The sequence below is a fragment of the Streptomyces sp. CB01249 genome, from assembly GCF_001905735.1.
Classification (GTDB): domain Bacteria; phylum Actinomycetota; class Actinomycetes; order Streptomycetales; family Streptomycetaceae; genus Streptomyces.
Genome location: NZ_LISW01000001.1, coordinates 901,383 through 917,635, shown reverse-complemented (window position 1 = coordinate 917,635; position 16,253 = coordinate 901,383). Strand labels below are relative to the sequence as shown.

Below are 16,253 nucleotides of genomic sequence, written 5' to 3'. Positions count from 1 at the left end.
GCCCGGGAACCATCCTGCTCGGACGCCCTCCGATCGGGAAACACGTACACCGCTCTGACTGTCATCACGTTCCGCGATAGCCTGCCCGGCATGTACGACCCCGCGCAGCTGCGCACCTTTCTGGCCGTCGCCCAGACGCTGTCCTTCACCGCCGCCGCCCGCCGGCTCGGGGTGCGGCAGTCCACGGTGAGCCAGCATGTGCGGCGGCTGGAGGACGCGGCCGGGCGGCAGCTGTTCGCCCGGGACACCCACCGCGTCGATCTCACGGCGGACGGCGAGGCCATGCTCGGCTTCGCCCGGTCGATCCTGGAGGCGCACGAGCGGGCGTCGGCCTACTTCACCGGGACGCGGCTGCGCGGGCGGCTGCGGTTCGGCGCCTCGGAGGACTTCGTGCAGACCCGGCTCCCCGAGATCCTGCAGACGTTCCGGCGCGACCATCCGGAGGTCGAGCTGGAGCTCACCGTGGAGCTGTCCGGGACCCTGCACCGGCAGCTGGAGGCGGGCCGTCTGGATCTGGTGCTGGCCAAGCGGCGGGCCGGGGACACCCACGGGCAGCTGGTCTGGCAGGACGCCCTGGTCTGGATCGGCGCGCCGGGGCTGCGGCTCGACCCGGACCGTCCGGTGCCGCTGGTCGTCTTCCCGCCGCCGGGCATCACGCGGGCGCGGGCCCTGGAGGTGCTGGAGGAGCAGGGCCGCTCCTGGCGGATCGCGTGCACGAGCGGCAGCCTCAGCGGGCTGGTGGCGGCGGCCCACGCGGGGCTCGGCGTGATGGCGCACACCCGGGGCCTGGTGCCGCCCGGCCTGGAACCGGTGCCGGTCCGGGCGGGGCTGCCGGAGCTGGGCGCGGTGGACTTCGTCCTGCTGCACGGCAGGCGCCGGGGCGGCGCGCAGCAGGCGGCGGACGCGCTGGCGGCGGCGATCCTGGCGGGCGGGGACCGGCTGATCCGCGGGGTTCGTGGGCGTGAACCGGCATGACCCGGCCCCGCGAGGGGGAGAATGCCGGGGACGCGGCAGCCGGGGATCCGCCAAACCGGGACACAGCAGCCCACACCGGCAGTGATCGCGGCGTACAGATTCGGTGGAGATTCCCGCGCGAGCCGCTTACCCCGCGGTCCCAAGCGCGCCCGAGCCTTGCCCATCTGGCCGGATTTCGGCCCCTGACCTGTGCATATACCAAGTGGTACGGGCCGTTCCGGACCCTCCCGCGCCGCCGCCCGGTGGGGTAGCGTCGCGGCGCTGTGCGGAGCACCCCAAGGAGCAGGTCATTGCGCGAATTCACTGTCCCACCCATGGCGGCCGCGCCCCTCGTGGGCGGCCTCGCCGACGTCGTGTTCGACCATGCCGACGAGGACCCGCACCGGATCGCGCTCGGCCGAAAAGACGCGGACGGGAACTGGCAGGACGTGACGTCGGCCGCGTTCCGTGACGAGGTGCTGGCGCTGGCCAAGGGGCTGATCGCGCACGGGGTGCGGTTCGGCGACCGGGTCGCCCTGATGTCGCGTACGCGCTACGAGTGGACCCTGTTCGACTTCGCGCTGTGGGCGGTGGGCGCCCAGTCGGTGCCGGTCTACCCGACGTCGTCGGCCGAGCAGGTGCTGTGGATGCTGCACGACGCCGAGGTGTCGGCGGTGATGGTGGAGCACGAGGACCACGCGATGACGGTGGCCTCGGTCATCGACCGGCTGCCGCAGCTGAAGCGGCTGTGGCAGCTGGACGCGGGAGCGGTCGCGGAGCTGGTCGAGGCGGGTGCGCACGTCGAGGACGAGGTGGTGCACCGGCACCGGCGGGCGGTGACCCCGGAGTCCGTGGCGACCGTCATCTACACCTCGGGCACCACGGGCCGCCCCAAGGGCTGCGTCCTCACGCACGCCAACTTCATGTTCGAGGCGGACACGATGGCCGCGCGCTGGGAGTCGGTGTTCCACTCCAGACCGGGCGACGAGGCGGTGACGCTGCTCTTCCTGCCGCTGGCGCACGTCTTCGGGCGGATGGTGGAGATCACCGCGATCCGGGGCCGGGTCAAGCTGGGCCACCAGCCGGAACTGTCGGCGAAGGCCCTGATGCCGGACCTGGTCTCGTTCCGGCCGACGTTCATCCTGGCGGTGCCCTACATCTTCGAGAAGGTCTTCAACGCGGCCCGGCGCAGGGCGGAGGCGGAGGGCAGGGCGGGGCCGTTCGACAAGGCCGTCGACATCGCGGTGAAGTACGCGGAGGCGATGGAGGCCCGGGCCTTCGGCACCGGCCCGGGGCCTTCGGCCGGGCTGCGGATGCAGCACCAGTTCTTCGACAAGGTCGTGTACAAGAAGGTCCGCGAGGCGATGGGCGGCCGCATCCGGCACGCCATGTCGGGCGGCTCGGGCATGGAACGCAGCCTCGGCCTGTTCTTCGCGGGCGCCGGGGTGACGGTGTACGAGGGGTACGGGCTGACCGAGACGACGGCGGCGGCCACCGCCAATCCGCCGGAGCGCACCCGGTACGGCACGGTCGGGCAGCCGATCCCCGGCAGCACGGTGCACATCGCGGAGGACGGGGAGGTGTGGGTGCACGGGAGCCATGTGTTCGGCGGGTATCTCGGCGACCCGAAGGCGACCGACGCGGTGCTCAACGACGGCTGGCTGGCCACCGGGGACCTGGGGTCGCTGGACGAGGACGGCTATCTGACGATCACCGGGCGGAAGAAGGAGATCCTGGTGACGTCCGGCGGGAAGAGCGTGTCGCCGGCCGCCCTGGAGGAGCGGGTGCGGGCGCATCCGCTGGTGGCGCAGTGCATCGTCGTCGGCAACGACCGGCCCTATGTGGCGGCGCTGGTCACCGTCGACCAGGAGGCGGTGGAGCACTGGCTGACGATGCAGGGGCGGCAGCAGCTGTCCCCGGGCGAGCTGGTGCGCGACCCGGATCTGGAGATGGAGGTGCGCCGGGCGGTGGTGGCGGCGAACACCGCGGTCTCGCAGGCCGAGTCCATCCGTACGTTCCGCATCCTGGCGCACCAGTTCAGCGAGCAGCACGGGCTGCTCACCCCGTCGCTGAAGCTGAAGCGCAAGGCGATCGAGGCGGCGTACGAGACCGAGGTGGACGCGCTGTACCGCTGAGCGGAGAACGGATCGCGGTGCCCGGGAATGCGTGGGCGTTCTTGATCGTTGACCCTGGGAGTCCCACCCCCTCAACGTAAGGATCCTCAGCTCGTGAGCCAGGTCCCCTCCCTCACCCTCAACAACGGCGTCGAGATGCCCCAGCTCGGGTTCGGAGTCTGGCAGGTGCCGGACGACGAGGCGACGAAGGCGGTCGCCACCGCCATCGAGTCCGGGTACCGCAGCATCGACACCGCCGCGATCTACCAGAACGAGGCGGGCACGGGCAAGGCCATCGCCGCCTCCGGCGTCGCCCGCGACGAGCTGTTCGTGACCACCAAGCTGTGGAACAGCGACCAAGGCTACGACTCGACGCTGCGCGCCTTCGACGCCTCGCTGGAGAAGCTGGGCCTCGACTACGTGGACCTGTATCTGATCCACTGGCCGGTCCCGGCCAAGGACGCGTACGTCGACACCTACCGGGCGTTCGAGAAGATCCACGCCGATGGCCGCGCGAAGGCCATCGGTGTGTCGAACTTCCTCCCGGAGCACCTGGAGCGGCTGCTCGGTGAAACCTCTGTGGTGCCGGTGCTCAACCAGATCGAGCTGCACCCGCAGCTCCAGCAGGCCGAGTCCCGCGCCCTGCACGCCCAGCACGGCATCCTCACCGAGGCGTGGTCGCCGCTCGGTTCCGGCAAGGGCCTGCTGGAGGTCCCGACGGTCCTCGCGGTCGCCCGCAAGCACAACCGCACGCCCGCCCAGGCGGTGCTGCGCTGGCACCTCCAGACGGGCAACGTGGTGATCCCGAAGTCCGTGACCCCGTCGCGGATCGCGGAGAACATCGACGTGTTCGACTTCGAGCTGGACGCCGACGACCTGGCCGCCTTCGCGGCGCTGGACGAGGGCAAGCGGCTCGGCCCGAACCCGGGCGAGTTCAACGCCGGCGCCTGACCGCCACGGCTTCGCGAAGCCGCCGCCCCCGCTCGTACGCGAGCCGGGGGCGGCGGTTTCGTCGTTACGTCCTTACGGGCACGGCTCAGGCGTCGCGACGGCCCAGGTGCAGGGTGCGGGCCAGGAGCAGGAAGACGTCCGGGCGGCGGTGCAGGGATGCCGGGTCCTCCGGGTCCAGGAGCCGGTCGAGCACGTCCAGGTCATCGGTGTCCAGGTGGTCGCGCAGCCCGCCGCTGCGGCGGGTGAAGTCCGCGACGACCTGTTCGCGGGCCGCGTCGTCGAGGGGCGCGGGCAGGTCGAGCAGGAAGCTGCGGGTGCCCTGCGGAGTGAGGCCGGCCGCGTCGAACAGGGCCGCCCAGTTCTCGACCTCGCGCCGGGCGTCGGGCAGTTCGGCGCGCATCTCCTGGAAGAGTTCCGCCTCGGCGGCCTCCATCCGGGCCTCGATCCCGGGCCTGCCGAAGCCCAGGTCGCGCGGGAGCTGCCGGGCCTGGAGTCCGCCCTCGACCAGGGCGACGGTGCCGCCGGGGCGCAGCAGCCCGGCGAATCCGGCGAGCACGGCGCGCTGGTCGCCCATGTGGTGCAGGGTGTTCCCGGCCCAGATGAGGTCGGCCTCGCCCAGGGCGGACAGCTCTTCGGGGAGGGTGGCGTGCAGGGTGGTGACGCGGCCGTCGAGCCCGAGGCGGCGCGCCCGGTCCCGGGTGCGTTCGAGGAGGGCGGGGGTGCCGTCGACGGCGACGACCTCGGCGTCCGGGAAGACCTCGGCGAGCAGGCAGGCGACCACCCCGGGTCCGGCGCCGACGTCGAGGACCCGGCGGACCTTCGGGGCGGTGGGCAGGGCGGCGATCCAGCGGGCCGCCTCGGTGTACTGCGCGCTGCTGAGCTCGGCGTTGCGCTCCAGGAGCGGGGCCATGACGTCCCAGTCGGGCTCGGACCCGCCGTGGTGGTGCCCGTGCGCGGAGGGCTCGTGGTGCAGGCCCTGGTGGCCGTCGTGGTGGTGGCCGTGGCCGGAGTGGTTGCTCATGGCACCAGGGTCACCACGCGCGGCCGCTCCCGCAAACTTCCTTGCCGTTCCAGCAAGCCGTCGGGGTGCGCTACCCGCGCCGGAAGGCCAGCAGCCGGTACTCCGGGTCGGCCCGCCTGCGGTCCTGGTCCGGCAGGGCGGCCAGGCTCCGGACGAGCTCTTCGGCGGCGTCTCCCGGCAGGACCAGGCGGGAGGTGTAGTAGCCCCGCCGGACCCCGTGTGCCGCGCTCACCGGCGACCGGCCCTGCCCGTGTCCGGTGAAGAACGCGTCGCCCGCCACGTCGAGGCCGCCCTCCGCCGCGTGGGCGACGACCAGGTCCGTGCCGTCGGCCGGGGTCGGCGCCAGATAGGGGGCGAACGCGGCGTCGATGTCGCTGCCCACGTCGTGCGCGGCGTCCTTGTCGACGGTGGTGACGAACACCCCGCCGGGCCGCAGCACGCGCGCCGCCTCGGCCACCACCGCGCGGACCGCGCCCGGTTCGCGCAGCAGATGCAGCAGCCAGACGGCGGAGACCGCGTCCACCGCCGCGTCGGGCAGGGGCAGTCGGCGGGCGTCGGCGAGCACGACGGCGCCGACGCGCTGCCGGGCGACGACGGCCATGCCGTGCGCGGCGTCGGAGCCGGTCACCCGCAGCCCGGGCCGCCCGGCGGCGATGCGGCCGGTGACCAGGCCCGTACCGCAGCCGATGTCCAGCAGGGAGCGCGCGGTGTCCGGTACAAGGCCGAGCACGGCGGCGGCCGCCGCCTCGGCGCGGGGCAGCCCGCCGCGCGTGGCGTCGTAGACCGTGGCCTCTTCGTTGTAGTCGAGCATCGGGAGGCGACTCTAGGGCATCGCCGCAGCCCGTGGGAGCGAACCAGAGGTCTGTACCACCGACGTATTGCCGTGCGGCCACGGGGGCCATAACGTGCGGTGATGGAGCTGGAGTTGCGCCATCTGCGAACCGTCCGTGCCATCGCCGACACGGGCAGCCTGACCAAGGCCGCCACCGCGCTGGGCCTCGCTCAGCCCGCGCTCAGCGCCCAGCTGCGGCGGATCGAGAAGGCGCTCGGCGGGCCGCTCTTCGAGCGCGACCACACGGGCGCGCGGGCGACGCCGCTGGGCGAACTGGTCCTGGAACGGGCCCGGATCGTGCTGCCCGCCGTCAGCGAACTCCAGGAGGAGGCCGTCCGGTTCGCCAACGCGATGGGGACCATGGAGCGGTTCCGGCTGGGCGGCACGCACGGCCCGCTGCTCGGCGGCCTCGTGGACCGGCTGGCCGCCGCGCACCCGGCGGCGCCGGTGTCCACGTACACCTCCTGGTCGGTGGCCGAGGTCGCCTCGCAACTGGTGGACGGGCGGCTCGACTTCGCGCTCATCGGGACCTGTGGCGAGAGCGCCCCGCCGGACGCGGACCGGCTGGAGTGGCAGGTCGTCGGGGTCGATCCGGTCTTCGTGATGCTGCCGGAGACCCATCCCCTGGCCGACCGGGCCGAGTTGGAGCTGTCCGAGCTGGCGGAGGAGTGCTGGGCGGACGTGCCGGGCGACGGCTGCTTCGCGGACTGCTTCGTGGCGGCCTGCGCGCGGGCAGGCTTCCGCCCGGTGTCGGTGTACGAGACGGACACCTCGTCCGTCGTCCATCTCGTCCAGGTGGGGCGCGCGGTGGGGCTGTGCCGGGCGACGTTCCCGCCGACGCCGGGGGTGGTGACCCTGCCGGTCGCCGGGGCTCCGCTCAGCTGGCGCCATCTGCTGGGCTGGCATCCGCGCTCGGCCGCCGCGTCGGCGGCGGCCGGTGCGGTGAGCGAGCACACCCGGGCGGCGTATGCCCAGGCGGTGGAACGCAGCGAGAGCTACGCGCGCTGGCTCGCCACCCACCCCCGGTTCGGGGCCGCGGCGTGAGGGGCTACTCCGCCCCGTGGCCGGGGGCCACCGCCGCGACGCGGGCGGCGAGGCCGAGGTCCTTCTCGGTGACCTTGCCGCCCGCGTCGTGCGAGTTCACCGAGAGGGCGACGGTGTTGTAGCCGAGCGTCAGGTCGCTGTGGTGGTTCAGCTCGTCCTGGATCGCGGCGACGTGCATCGCGAGCGCGGCGGCGGCGAAGTGCGAGGGCAGCCGGTAGGTGCGGGCGATCCGGTCCCCCTCCAGCGACCAGCCGGGCAGCTCGCGCAGCCGGTCCTCGATCTCGTTCTGCGGCAGCGGTGCGGCGGGCATGGGGCGGCTCCCTCACTGGTGGTCGATGCCGGTCGGCGGTGCCGGTGACGTTACGGTCTCCGTATGACAACTGTCGCGCTCGACACGGGGGTAGGGCCGCTGCTGCGCAGCTGGCGGGAGCGGCGCCGGGTCAGTCAGCTGGAGCTCGCGCTGCGGGCCGGCTCCTCGGCCCGGCACATCTCGTTCATCGAGACGGGGCGCTCGCGCCCCAGCGAGGAGATGGTGCTGCGGCTCGCCGAGCACCTGGACGTGCCCGTACGGGAGCGCAACGCCCTGCTGGTGATGGCGGGTTACGCCCCGCACTACGCGGAGACCTCGCTCGACGACCCGGCGATGGGGGCGCTCCGGGACGGCCTCGACCGGCTGCTGCGGGGCTACGACCCGTATCCGGCGTTCGTCGTGGACGGGATGTACACGGTGGTGGCGGCCAATCAGGGGATGACCCGGCTGCTCGACGGCGTACCGGACCACCTCCTGGCCCCGCCGCTGAACGCGATGCGGCTCACCCTGCACCCGGAGGGCCTGGCCCCGCGCATCCGGAACCTCCGCGCGTGGCGGGCGGACCTTCTCGCGCAGATGGAGCGCCAGATCGCGCTGGTCCGTTCGCCGGAGCTGCGCGCGCTGTACGAGGAGGTGGCGGGCTATCCGCTGCCGGCCGGGCCGGACGGGGACGAGGACTGGCAGCCGCCCTCGTCCTCGGTGCCGTTCGCCCTGCCGCTGATCATCGAGCACGAGGGGCACGTGCTGTCGTTCGTCGCCTCGATCGCCACGTTCAACACGCCGATGGACGTGACGGTGGCCGAGCTGGCCATCGAGACGCTGCTGCCGGCCGACGCGGACACCGCCGCGTATCTGCGCTCTCTGGTGCCCTGAGGGCGGACCGGGCCCGTGCCCGCCGGATCGGCTGACACGGGCCCGTCGCGGCTACACCCGCGCCCCGTTGTCGTGCGGGTCGCGGCGTCCGGCGCGCTGCCGGGCGCGCGGGGCCCGGGTGCGGGCGGGCGGCGGGACCTTGCTGGTGCGTTCCAGCAGCAGCGCGGCCGGTACGGCGGTCATCACCGAGGAGTACGTCCCGACGACGATGCCGATCAGCAGGGCGAGCGCGAAGTCCTCCAGCGAGTCGCCGCCGAGCACGGCGAGGGCGGTGAGGATGAACAGGGCGCCCATCCCGGTGTTCACCGTCCGGGGCACGGTCTGGAGGACCGCCTTGTTAGCCACCTCCGCGAGGGGCTTTCTGCGGGCCTTCGCCCACAGCTCCCGCACCCGGTCGAAGACCACGACCGAGTCATTGACGGAGTACCCGATGACGGTGAGGAGCGCCGCCAGGAAGATGCCGTCGACGGTGCGTCCCAGCCAGGCGAACACCCCGATCAGGATGATCACGTCGTGCACGAGCGCCCCGACCGAGGCGACGGCGAACGTCCAGCGGAACCTGACCGCCAGATAGGCCAGCTGGACGAGTACGGCGATGGCCAGGGCGATCAGGGCGTTGCGCCGCAGTTCGTCGCCGAGGCTGGGGCCGATCAGCTCGTCCCGGACCTTGGTGGTCTCGCCGCCCTCGGCGGCCAGGGCGGCCCGCAGCGCGTGTTCGCCGTCGTTGTCGAGCTCCCCGGTGCGCACGGAGATGTCGCCCGCACCGGCCGTGGTGACCTCGGCGTCCCCGAACCCGGCGCCCGCGAGGGCGGTCCGCGCGGTCTCGACGTCCACGGGGCGGCTGGTGGAGTACTCGACCAGCCGCCCGCCGGTGAACTCGACGCCCAGATTGACCCCGCGCACCAGGATGCCCGCGACGGCCACCGCGATGAGGACGGCGGAGACCATCAGCCAGCGGCGCGGCGAGCGCATCGGCTGCGGGTCGCGCCGGGTGAGCCAGGTCCGCACCCGGCCCGGGATCGCGATGCCGTTGACGCCCCGGTAGTCCGCGACGAACCGCGAGTGCGCCGCGATCTCGGTGAGGGCGCGGGCGATGACCAGCGCGGAGAACATCGACGCCAGCACGCCGATGGCGAGCGTGACACCGAACCCCTTGACCGGTCCGGAGCCGAGGAAGAACAGCAGCCCGGCCGCGATGAGCGTCGTCACGTTGGAGTCGGCGACGGCCGTCCAGGCGCCCTTGAACCCGGCAGCGAGCGAGGCCCGCAGGCTCTTCCCGGGCCGCCCGGCGTACTCCTCCCGGGCCCGCTCGAAGACCAGCACGTTCGCGTCGACCGCCATGCCGATCGCCAGCACGAAACCGGCGAGCCCGGGCAGGGTCAGCGTGACGCCGAGGGCGACGAGGGCGGCGTACGAGATCACTCCGTAGGCCGCGAGCGCCACGGCGGCGAGGGCGCCGAACAGGCGGTAGATCACGATGATGAACAGGGCGGTGGCCGCCGCGCCGATCAGGGCGGCCCGTGCGCTGGCGTCGATCGCGGCGGTGCCGAGCGTCGGGCCGACCGTCCGCTGCTCCACGATCTCGACGGGTACGGGCAGGGCGCCGCCCTCGATCAGCAGGGCGAGTTCGCGGGCTTCGTCCGCGCTGAACGAGCCGGTGATCTGGGTGGAGCCGGAGGGCAGGCCCGAACCGCAGGCGACGGTCGGCGAGACCTGGGGCGAGGAGATCACCCGCTTGTCGAGCACGATGGCGACCCGGCGCCGCTCATCCTGCACCGGGTGGCAGGCCGCCTCACCGGTCAGCCGGGTCCAGTCCCGCCCGGCGTCCTTGTGGAAGCCGAGCGACACGGTCCAGCCGGCGCCCTGCTGGGCGTCGAAGGACGCGGACGCCTCCTTGACCCCGGCGCCGGAGAGCGCTGCGGGCCCGAGGGCCAGGTGGCGGCCCTGCTCGTCGGGCAGGGTCAGGCCCTTGCCGTCCCCGTCCTGTTCGCCCGGGCCCTGGACGGCGTGGAAGGTCAGCTGGGCGGTCTTGCCGATGACGTCGGCGGCCTTGCGCGGGTCCTGGACGTCCGGGAGTTCCACGATGATCCGGTCCTCGCCGGACCGGGTGAGCGTCGGTTCCGTCACTCCGAGCGAGTCGATGCGCCGGCGCAGCACCTCCACGGTGCGGTCGGTGCTCTCGCGGTCGGCCTTCGCGGTGTCGGAGTCCTGGGCCTGGAGCACCATGCGGGTGCCGCCCTGGAGATCCAGGCCGAGTCTGGGGGACATGGTCAGCGTGATGAGCACGGAGACGAGCAGCACGGCCGCAGCCAGCACCGCCCGCACCGTGGTGGCGCGCGTCATTGCGGGATTCCTCCGAGGGGGCGCCGGGCACGCCCCTCACCCGGTCAGAACGGCGGGAACGGCACGGCGTTGATGGATTGCGGGACCGGCGAGCGGTCCCCGGGCCGGTGGGCACCGGCACAGGGCCTGTCGTCAAATTCCCGTCGTCCGCCCGGAGGGCGGGCCGGGCGGCGTCAGGTGCGTGCTCTCGGCGTGCCGGCCCCAGACCCCTGTACTGGATGTACTGGGGTCTGGGGCCGGTGCGGCGAGAGTGCGTGCATGGCGTCGCCCGGCAGACGGGAATTTGACGACAGGCCCTAGGAGGACCGCGCACGCCGGGCAGCGCCACGCGCGGGCGCTGGACGGCGGAGGCGGGGGCGGTACGGACGGACCAGGGGACGGAACGTGGAAGCGGGGCCCGCGCGGGGCACGGGACGAGCCCGCCGGGGCCGGGCGGGGGCAACTGGTGTGCGGTACGGGGGTGCTCGGCGGCGGCCCAGGGGGTGGTGTCGGGGCCCCGGTCGACGGTGGCGGGGGGCGGGTCGGTCCGGGGCACCTCGGTGGTCGACTGTTGTACGGGGAGGCCGGGGGCGGTCGTCGCGGCGGGCGTGAGGGTCGCCGGCGTTGCGGTCGTCGCCGTCATCGCGGGAAGGGCCGCCGTCGCGCGTACGGGGAGGCCCGCCCCGGCCGCCGCGGGCGCGCCGCCGACGAGGGCGAGCACGGCGAGGAGCAGCGCGACGAGGTACTGCCGCGCGGCGGACGGGCGGCCCGGGTGCGCGTTCCCCGGGGGCGGCCCCGGGAGCGGGGTCACCGGGGGTGGCCCCGGGAGCGGGGTCACCGGGGGCGGCCGGGCAGGGCGGGCGCCGCGGCGTGGCGGAGGACGGAGCTGAGGACCAGTCCGGCCCCGCGCACGACCGTGGTCGCCGGGTCGTCCGTGCGCCGGACCGGGACGCCGAGGCGGACCGCTATCCGGTTGGTGACGTCCGGGCGCAGCGCACCGCCCCCGGCGAGCAGCGGGCCCCTGCGCAGGGCGCCGAGCAGCGCGCCGTGCGGGTCCTGCCGCCACATGGCCATGACCATGTCCAGGACCGCGCGGACGGCGGCGGTGGGCGGTTCGCCCGGGTCCAGGTCGCTGAGCCCGGTCTCGGCGAGGCGGGCGTCGCGCACCAGGCCGTCCACCAGCAGGGTCGCCTCGGTCAGCTCGGCGCCGATGTCGAGGACGAGAAGGGGGCCGCCGTCCCCGGGCCCGGCGCACGCGGCGGCGGCGCGGGCGCTGTCCAGGACGATGACGTCCGAGGGGCCGAGCGCATGGAGCAGGTCGCGGGCGGCGGCGCGGTGGCCGGGCCCGGCGAGCACGGGGTGGCTGAGGACGATGACCGCGTCCTCGCGGCGCTCGCCCAGGGCCCGGTCGGCGATGCGGGCCAGCATCCGGCCGCACGCCTCCGGGTCCACGATGCGGCCGCGCCGGACGGGCCGGCCGGGGCCGTGTTCACCGGTGCCGTGGACGGTGTCCGCGACGACGCCCCGGCCGGGGACCCAGGCCCGGGTGCGGGAGCTGCCGAGGTCGAGGGCGAGGCCCCGGGTGACGCCCCGGTCGTGCCGCCGTCCGTCGCGCAAAGAACGCATCGCCCCTCACCCCCGGCACGCAGCCGCGGCCGTACACACACCCAGTGACCCGCTGATCGCGAGGCATGGCCGAGCCCTCACTATGCAATAGGGAGGCAAAGAAAGCCACTCCCCAGCAAAATCGAAGGACACGCCCCGCGCGCACGACGGGCAGCGCGCGCCACAGGCACGCCCCGCGCGGTCACGCGCCTCACGTCACGCGTCGACCGGCAGGAACTCCGCTATCAGCTCCGCGAACTCCTCCGGCGTGGCGATCCGCACCCCCAGGTCCTCCGCCTTGGTCCGCTTGGAGCCCGCCTTCTCCCCGGCCACAAGCAGCGTCGTGCGCTTGGAGACGCTGGAGGAGGACTTGCCACCCGCCCGCTCGACCAGCTCGTTCATCTGGTTGCGCGACAGCTTCTCCAGCGCGCCCGTCATGGCCCCGGTGACCACCACGGTCATCCCGGCCAGCGGGGCGCCCTCGGCACCGGCGGCCGTCTCCTCGTCGGCCTCCTCGCCCGGCGGGGGCGGCGGGGCCGCGCCCGGCTCGGTCATGTTCAGCCCGGCGGCGACCAGCCGGTCGATGAGCGGGGCGAGCTCGGCCAGCTCCGCGACCACACCGGCCGCCTTCTCCTTGCCGATGCCGTCGACGCGCTGCAACTCCTCCTCGTCGGCGGCCCGGATCCGGTCCATCTCCGCGAAGTAGCGGGCGATCCGGCGGGACATGGAGCGCCCGGTACCGCGCACACCGAGGGCGCAGAAGACCCGGGAGAGCGGCTGCGAGCGTGCCGTGTCGATCGCGGCCAGCAGATTGTCGGTGCTGGTCTCCCCCATCCGGTCGAGCGTCAGCAGCTGTTCGCGTTCCAGCATGAACAGGTCGGCGAAGTCGGCGACGAGACCGGCGTCGACCAACTGGACGACCCGGGTCGTGCCGAGCCCTTCGATGTCGAGCTGGTCGCGCCCGGCGGCGTACGAGACGGAGGCGACGATCCGGCAGTCGCGGCCCCGCACACAGCGCCAGCGCTGCTCGCTGCTGTCGATCTCCGAACCGCACTGCGGGCACGCCTCGGGGAAGTCGATGGGCTGTTCGTCCCCGGTGCGCAGATGGGCGACGGGCGCCTCGATGCGGGGGATGATGTCGCCCGCCTTGTAGACCATCACGTGGTCACCGATGCGCAGGTCCCGGCGGGTGATGTCGGCCGGGTTGTGCAACGTGGCGTAGCTGACGGTCGAGCCGTCGATCTCGACGGGCTCCAGCACGGCGCGCGGCGCGATGATGCCGGTGCGGCCCACGTTCCACTCGACGCCGAGGAGGCGGGTGACCTTCTCGACGGCGGGCAGCTTGTAGGCGATGGCCCAGCGCGGGGCCCGGGTGCCGGAACCGGCGTCGCGCTGGTCGGCCGCCAGGTCCGCCTTGATCACGATGCCGTCGATCCCGAACGGCAACGCGGCCCGCAGCGCGGCGACTTCCTCGATCCGGGCCTGGACCTCCTCGACGGTGGCGGCGGTGCGCGGCGCGACCTCCGTGTCCGCGGCGGTGTGCACGCCGAGCTCCGCGACCCGGGCGAGCACCTGACTGTGCGGCAGCTCGGTCAGCTCGGCGGCCAGTGCGCCGGAGTCGGGCAGCGGCAGGGCGCCGTACGCGAAGAACGTCATCTCCACCGTGTACGCACGGTCCTTGGCGCGCAGGGTGCCCGCGGCGCCGTTGCGCGCGTTGGCGAAGGGTGCGCCGCCGTGCTCGGTGCGGACCGCGTTCGCCCGCTCGAACTGCTCGGTGGTCATCAGGATCTCGCCGCGTATCTCCATCGTGACCGGCTCCGCGAGCCGCGCGGGGAGCCCGACGACGGTCCCGATCGCGTGGGAGACGTCCTCACCGGCGGTCCCGTCGCCCCGGGTGATCAGCCGTTCCAGCCGGCCCTCGTGGTACCGGGCGGCGACCGCGAGCCCGTCGAGCTTCGGCTCGACGCTCCACGCGGTGACGGGCCGTCCGATCCGGCGCTCCAGGGACGCGGTCCAGGTGGCGAACTGCTCGGCCGAGAAGACGTTGTCGAGGGAGAGCATCGGCACGGTGTGCGGCACGTCCCCGAGGGCCGCGCCGCCCGCCACCTTGCCGGTCGGCGAGGCGGGCAGCACCTCCTGCGGATGCTCCTTCTCGTACGCGGCGATGCCGCGCGCCAGGCGGTCGTAGGCGTCGTCGTCGAGCGTGCTCTCGCCCGTGGCGTAGTACGCGGCGGCGGCCTGGGCGGCCTCCTCGACGGCGGCGGCGTAGGAGGCATGGTCGGCGAGCACGACTGCTGAGTTCGTCATGCCCTCCATCCTGCCGCCCACCACTGACAACGCCCTTCCCGGAAAAGATGGGAGAGCGCTCTCCCATGCCTCACGCCCGGGGTTTTGGTCAACAAATGCCAGAGAGAGCGCTCTCCCGGCTTTCCCGGCCTCAACCGCCCCCACAACGCCTGCAATCGAAGGTTCGTCAGCTGTATTGACATGCCCTCAACACGCTCCTACGTTCCCTGGCAGAGAGCGCTCTCTCGCCTGATCATGCCGCTCATGATCAGGGCACATCCCCCCACCACTTCCCCCGAACAGGAGTGCCGTGCTCTTCTTCCGTCAACGACGCAGCGGCGAGGACAGCCCCCGCAGAACCCCATCGCCCCGGCGGTACCGCACGGCGGCGCTCGCCGCCGCCGCGCTCGCCCTGACCCTCCTTCAGGCCTCCACCGGCAGCGCGTCCGCCGGCGCGCCGGCCCCCGCCCCCAAGGCGGCCGCCGACGTGGTCCGGGTGGCCGAGTTCCTCGCCGAGTGCCCGTACACCCACCGGGCGCCCGACGACCCGATCGTCTTCCCGGGCCTGCCCGGCGCCTCGCACATGCACAGCTTCTTCGGCAACGACTCCACCAACGGCCACTCCGACCTGGCCTCGCTGGAGAAGGCCCGGAGCACCTGCTCGCCCGACATCGACCTGTCGTCGTACTGGGTGCCCACCCTGTACGACGGGGACAAGGAGGTGGAGCCCACCGGCACCACGTTCTACTACCTGGGCGAGGGCGTCCGGGACGACGTCATCCGGCAGATCCAGCCCTTCCCCCGGGGTCTGCGGATCGTCGCGGGCAACGCCAAGGCGACCGGGCCGGACGACAACACGATCTCGCGCTGGTCGTGTCTGCACCACGGCGAGGTCAACCCGTCGCACGACTTCGTGAACTGCCCGTCCGACGGGATGCTGGAGTCGTACCTCGACTTCCCGCAGTGCTGGAACGGCAAGGACCTCGACTCGCCCGACCACAAGAGCCACATGTCGTACCCGGTCAACGGCGAGTGCCCGGCCACCCACCCGGTGCCGGTGCCCAAGCTCCGCCAGGTGCTGCGGTACCCGGTCAACGGTGACCCGTCCAGGTTCCGGCTGGCGTCCGGTCCCGGCTACACGATGCACGGCGACTTCTTCAACGTGTGGCCCGAGGCCGAACTGGCGCAGCGCGTACGCGACTGCATCAACGCCATCATCAAGTGCGGGGCCGACGGCACCCCCTGACGCACGCCCCCGTCCCCACCCGCCCGTCCGGGGCCCCGCGCCCCGGACGGGCCCTCCCCGAGGGAGCCCTGATGAAAGCGGCCCGCAGCGCGGCGGCGCTCACCCTGCTGCTCCTCCTCCTGGCCGGCTGCGGCTCCCCGGCGGCCGATCCGGAGAGCACTCCCCCGCCCGCCCCGTCCGCCACCGGCGCCCCCGCCGATCCGACCGATGCCGCCTGGGCGCAGCTCATGACCCCGATGAACGAGTCGGCCGTGGCGCTCCTGTCGCTCGCCGCCGACCGTTCCGGCGACACCGCCGTACGGAGCTGGGCGGCGGGGCTGCAGACCTCGCAGAACGGCGAACTGGCCCGGCTGCGCCCGCTGCTGGACCGGATGGGGCTCCCGGACACCAATGTGCACGAGGGCCACCACATGCCCGGCATGGTGACGGCCGACGACCTGGCGCGGGCCCGCACGCTGAAGGGCGCGGCCTTCGACCGCTTCCTGGTGGACCGGATCGGCGCCCATCTGCGCCAGACCGCCCAGGTGTCGCGCTCCGAGACCGGGGCCGGCACCCGGCCGGACGCCAAGCGGCTCGCGGCCGCCCTGGTCTCCGCCCGCCGGGCCGAGATCGCCCGGCTGCCCGCCCCGTCCGGCGCTCCCGGCTGACGGGCGGGTCAACGTAACACCAAGGCAACCATGGCCGTTGCTCCACCG

General features: G+C 73.6%; 13 protein-coding genes. 7 read left to right on the top strand and 6 right to left on the bottom strand.

The annotated features are described in order from the left end of the window. Window positions 1–90: 90 nt before the first annotated feature. From AMK18_RS03855 to AMK18_RS03845, 3 genes are all read left to right on the top strand, one after another. Window positions 91–975, top strand: coding sequence for a LysR family transcriptional regulator (locus tag AMK18_RS03855; protein WP_073861631.1), 885 nt, complete (start codon window positions 91–93; stop codon window positions 973–975). Between the two features lie 314 nt (window positions 976–1,289). Beyond that, the gene (locus tag AMK18_RS03850; RefSeq protein WP_018100303.1) at window positions 1,290–3,089 is read left to right on the top strand and encodes an AMP-dependent synthetase/ligase; all 1,800 of its coding nucleotides are present in this window, start codon (window positions 1,290–1,292) and stop codon (window positions 3,087–3,089) included. 93 nt (window positions 3,090–3,182) lie between these two features. Further along, on the top strand, window positions 3,183–4,019 hold the full coding sequence (locus tag AMK18_RS03845; protein WP_018100304.1) for an aldo/keto reductase: 837 nt from the start codon (window positions 3,183–3,185) through the stop codon (window positions 4,017–4,019). A gap of 85 nt (window positions 4,020–4,104) precedes the next feature. On the opposite strand, the gene AMK18_RS03840 is transcribed toward AMK18_RS03845, so the two are convergent. Beyond that, window positions 4,105–5,040, bottom strand: coding sequence for a class I SAM-dependent methyltransferase (locus AMK18_RS03840; RefSeq protein WP_073861630.1), 936 nt, complete (start codon window positions 5,038–5,040; stop codon window positions 4,105–4,107). A 70-nt stretch (window positions 5,041–5,110) separates the two neighbouring features. Beyond that, window positions 5,111–5,851 carry a class I SAM-dependent methyltransferase gene (locus AMK18_RS03835; protein ID WP_018100306.1) on the bottom strand — a complete coding sequence of 247 codons (741 nt, stop codon included), beginning with the start codon at window positions 5,849–5,851 and terminating at the stop codon, window positions 5,111–5,113. Between the two features lie 102 nt (window positions 5,852–5,953). Between AMK18_RS03835 and AMK18_RS03830 the strand changes: the two genes are divergently transcribed. After that, window positions 5,954–6,916, top strand: coding sequence for a LysR family transcriptional regulator (locus AMK18_RS03830; protein ID WP_073861629.1), 963 nt, complete (start codon window positions 5,954–5,956; stop codon window positions 6,914–6,916). A gap of 4 nt (window positions 6,917–6,920) precedes the next feature. Here the strand turns inward: AMK18_RS03830 and AMK18_RS03825 are convergent, their stop codons facing one another. Then, the gene (locus AMK18_RS03825; RefSeq protein WP_018100308.1) at window positions 6,921–7,226 is read right to left on the bottom strand and encodes a 4a-hydroxytetrahydrobiopterin dehydratase; all 306 of its coding nucleotides are present in this window, start codon (window positions 7,224–7,226) and stop codon (window positions 6,921–6,923) included. 63 nt (window positions 7,227–7,289) lie between these two features. Between AMK18_RS03825 and AMK18_RS03820 the strand changes: the two genes are divergently transcribed. Then, a complete protein-coding gene (locus AMK18_RS03820; protein WP_073861628.1) occupies window positions 7,290–8,099 on the top strand; it encodes a helix-turn-helix domain-containing protein in 810 nt (269 codons plus the stop codon). A gap of 51 nt (window positions 8,100–8,150) precedes the next feature. On the opposite strand, the gene secD is transcribed toward AMK18_RS03820, so the two are convergent. The 3 genes from secD to ligA form a co-directional block, all read right to left on the bottom strand. Continuing rightward, window positions 8,151–10,442: a protein translocase subunit SecD gene (gene secD, locus AMK18_RS03815; RefSeq protein ID WP_073861627.1), complete on the bottom strand. Its 2,292-nt coding sequence runs from the start codon at window positions 10,440–10,442 to the stop codon at window positions 8,151–8,153. 813 nt (window positions 10,443–11,255) lie between these two features. Then, entirely contained in the window at window positions 11,256–12,047 is a 792-nt protein-coding gene (locus AMK18_RS03805) for a rod shape-determining protein (protein ID WP_234011715.1), read from the bottom strand. 195 nt (window positions 12,048–12,242) lie between these two features. Further along, window positions 12,243–14,342 carry an NAD-dependent DNA ligase LigA gene (gene ligA / locus AMK18_RS03800; protein WP_073861626.1) on the bottom strand — a complete coding sequence of 700 codons (2,100 nt, stop codon included), beginning with the start codon at window positions 14,340–14,342 and terminating at the stop codon, window positions 12,243–12,245. A 280-nt stretch (window positions 14,343–14,622) separates the two neighbouring features. Between ligA and AMK18_RS03795 the strand changes: the two genes are divergently transcribed. Together AMK18_RS03795 and AMK18_RS03790 are read left to right on the top strand one after the other, a co-directional pair. Further along, window positions 14,623–15,558, top strand: a complete 936-nt coding sequence (locus tag AMK18_RS03795; protein WP_073861625.1) for a DUF1996 domain-containing protein — start codon at window positions 14,623–14,625, stop codon at window positions 15,556–15,558. A gap of 71 nt (window positions 15,559–15,629) precedes the next feature. Next, entirely contained in the window at window positions 15,630–16,205 is a 576-nt protein-coding gene (locus AMK18_RS03790) for a DUF305 domain-containing protein (RefSeq protein WP_073861624.1), read from the top strand. Window positions 16,206–16,253 lie beyond the last annotated feature (48 nt).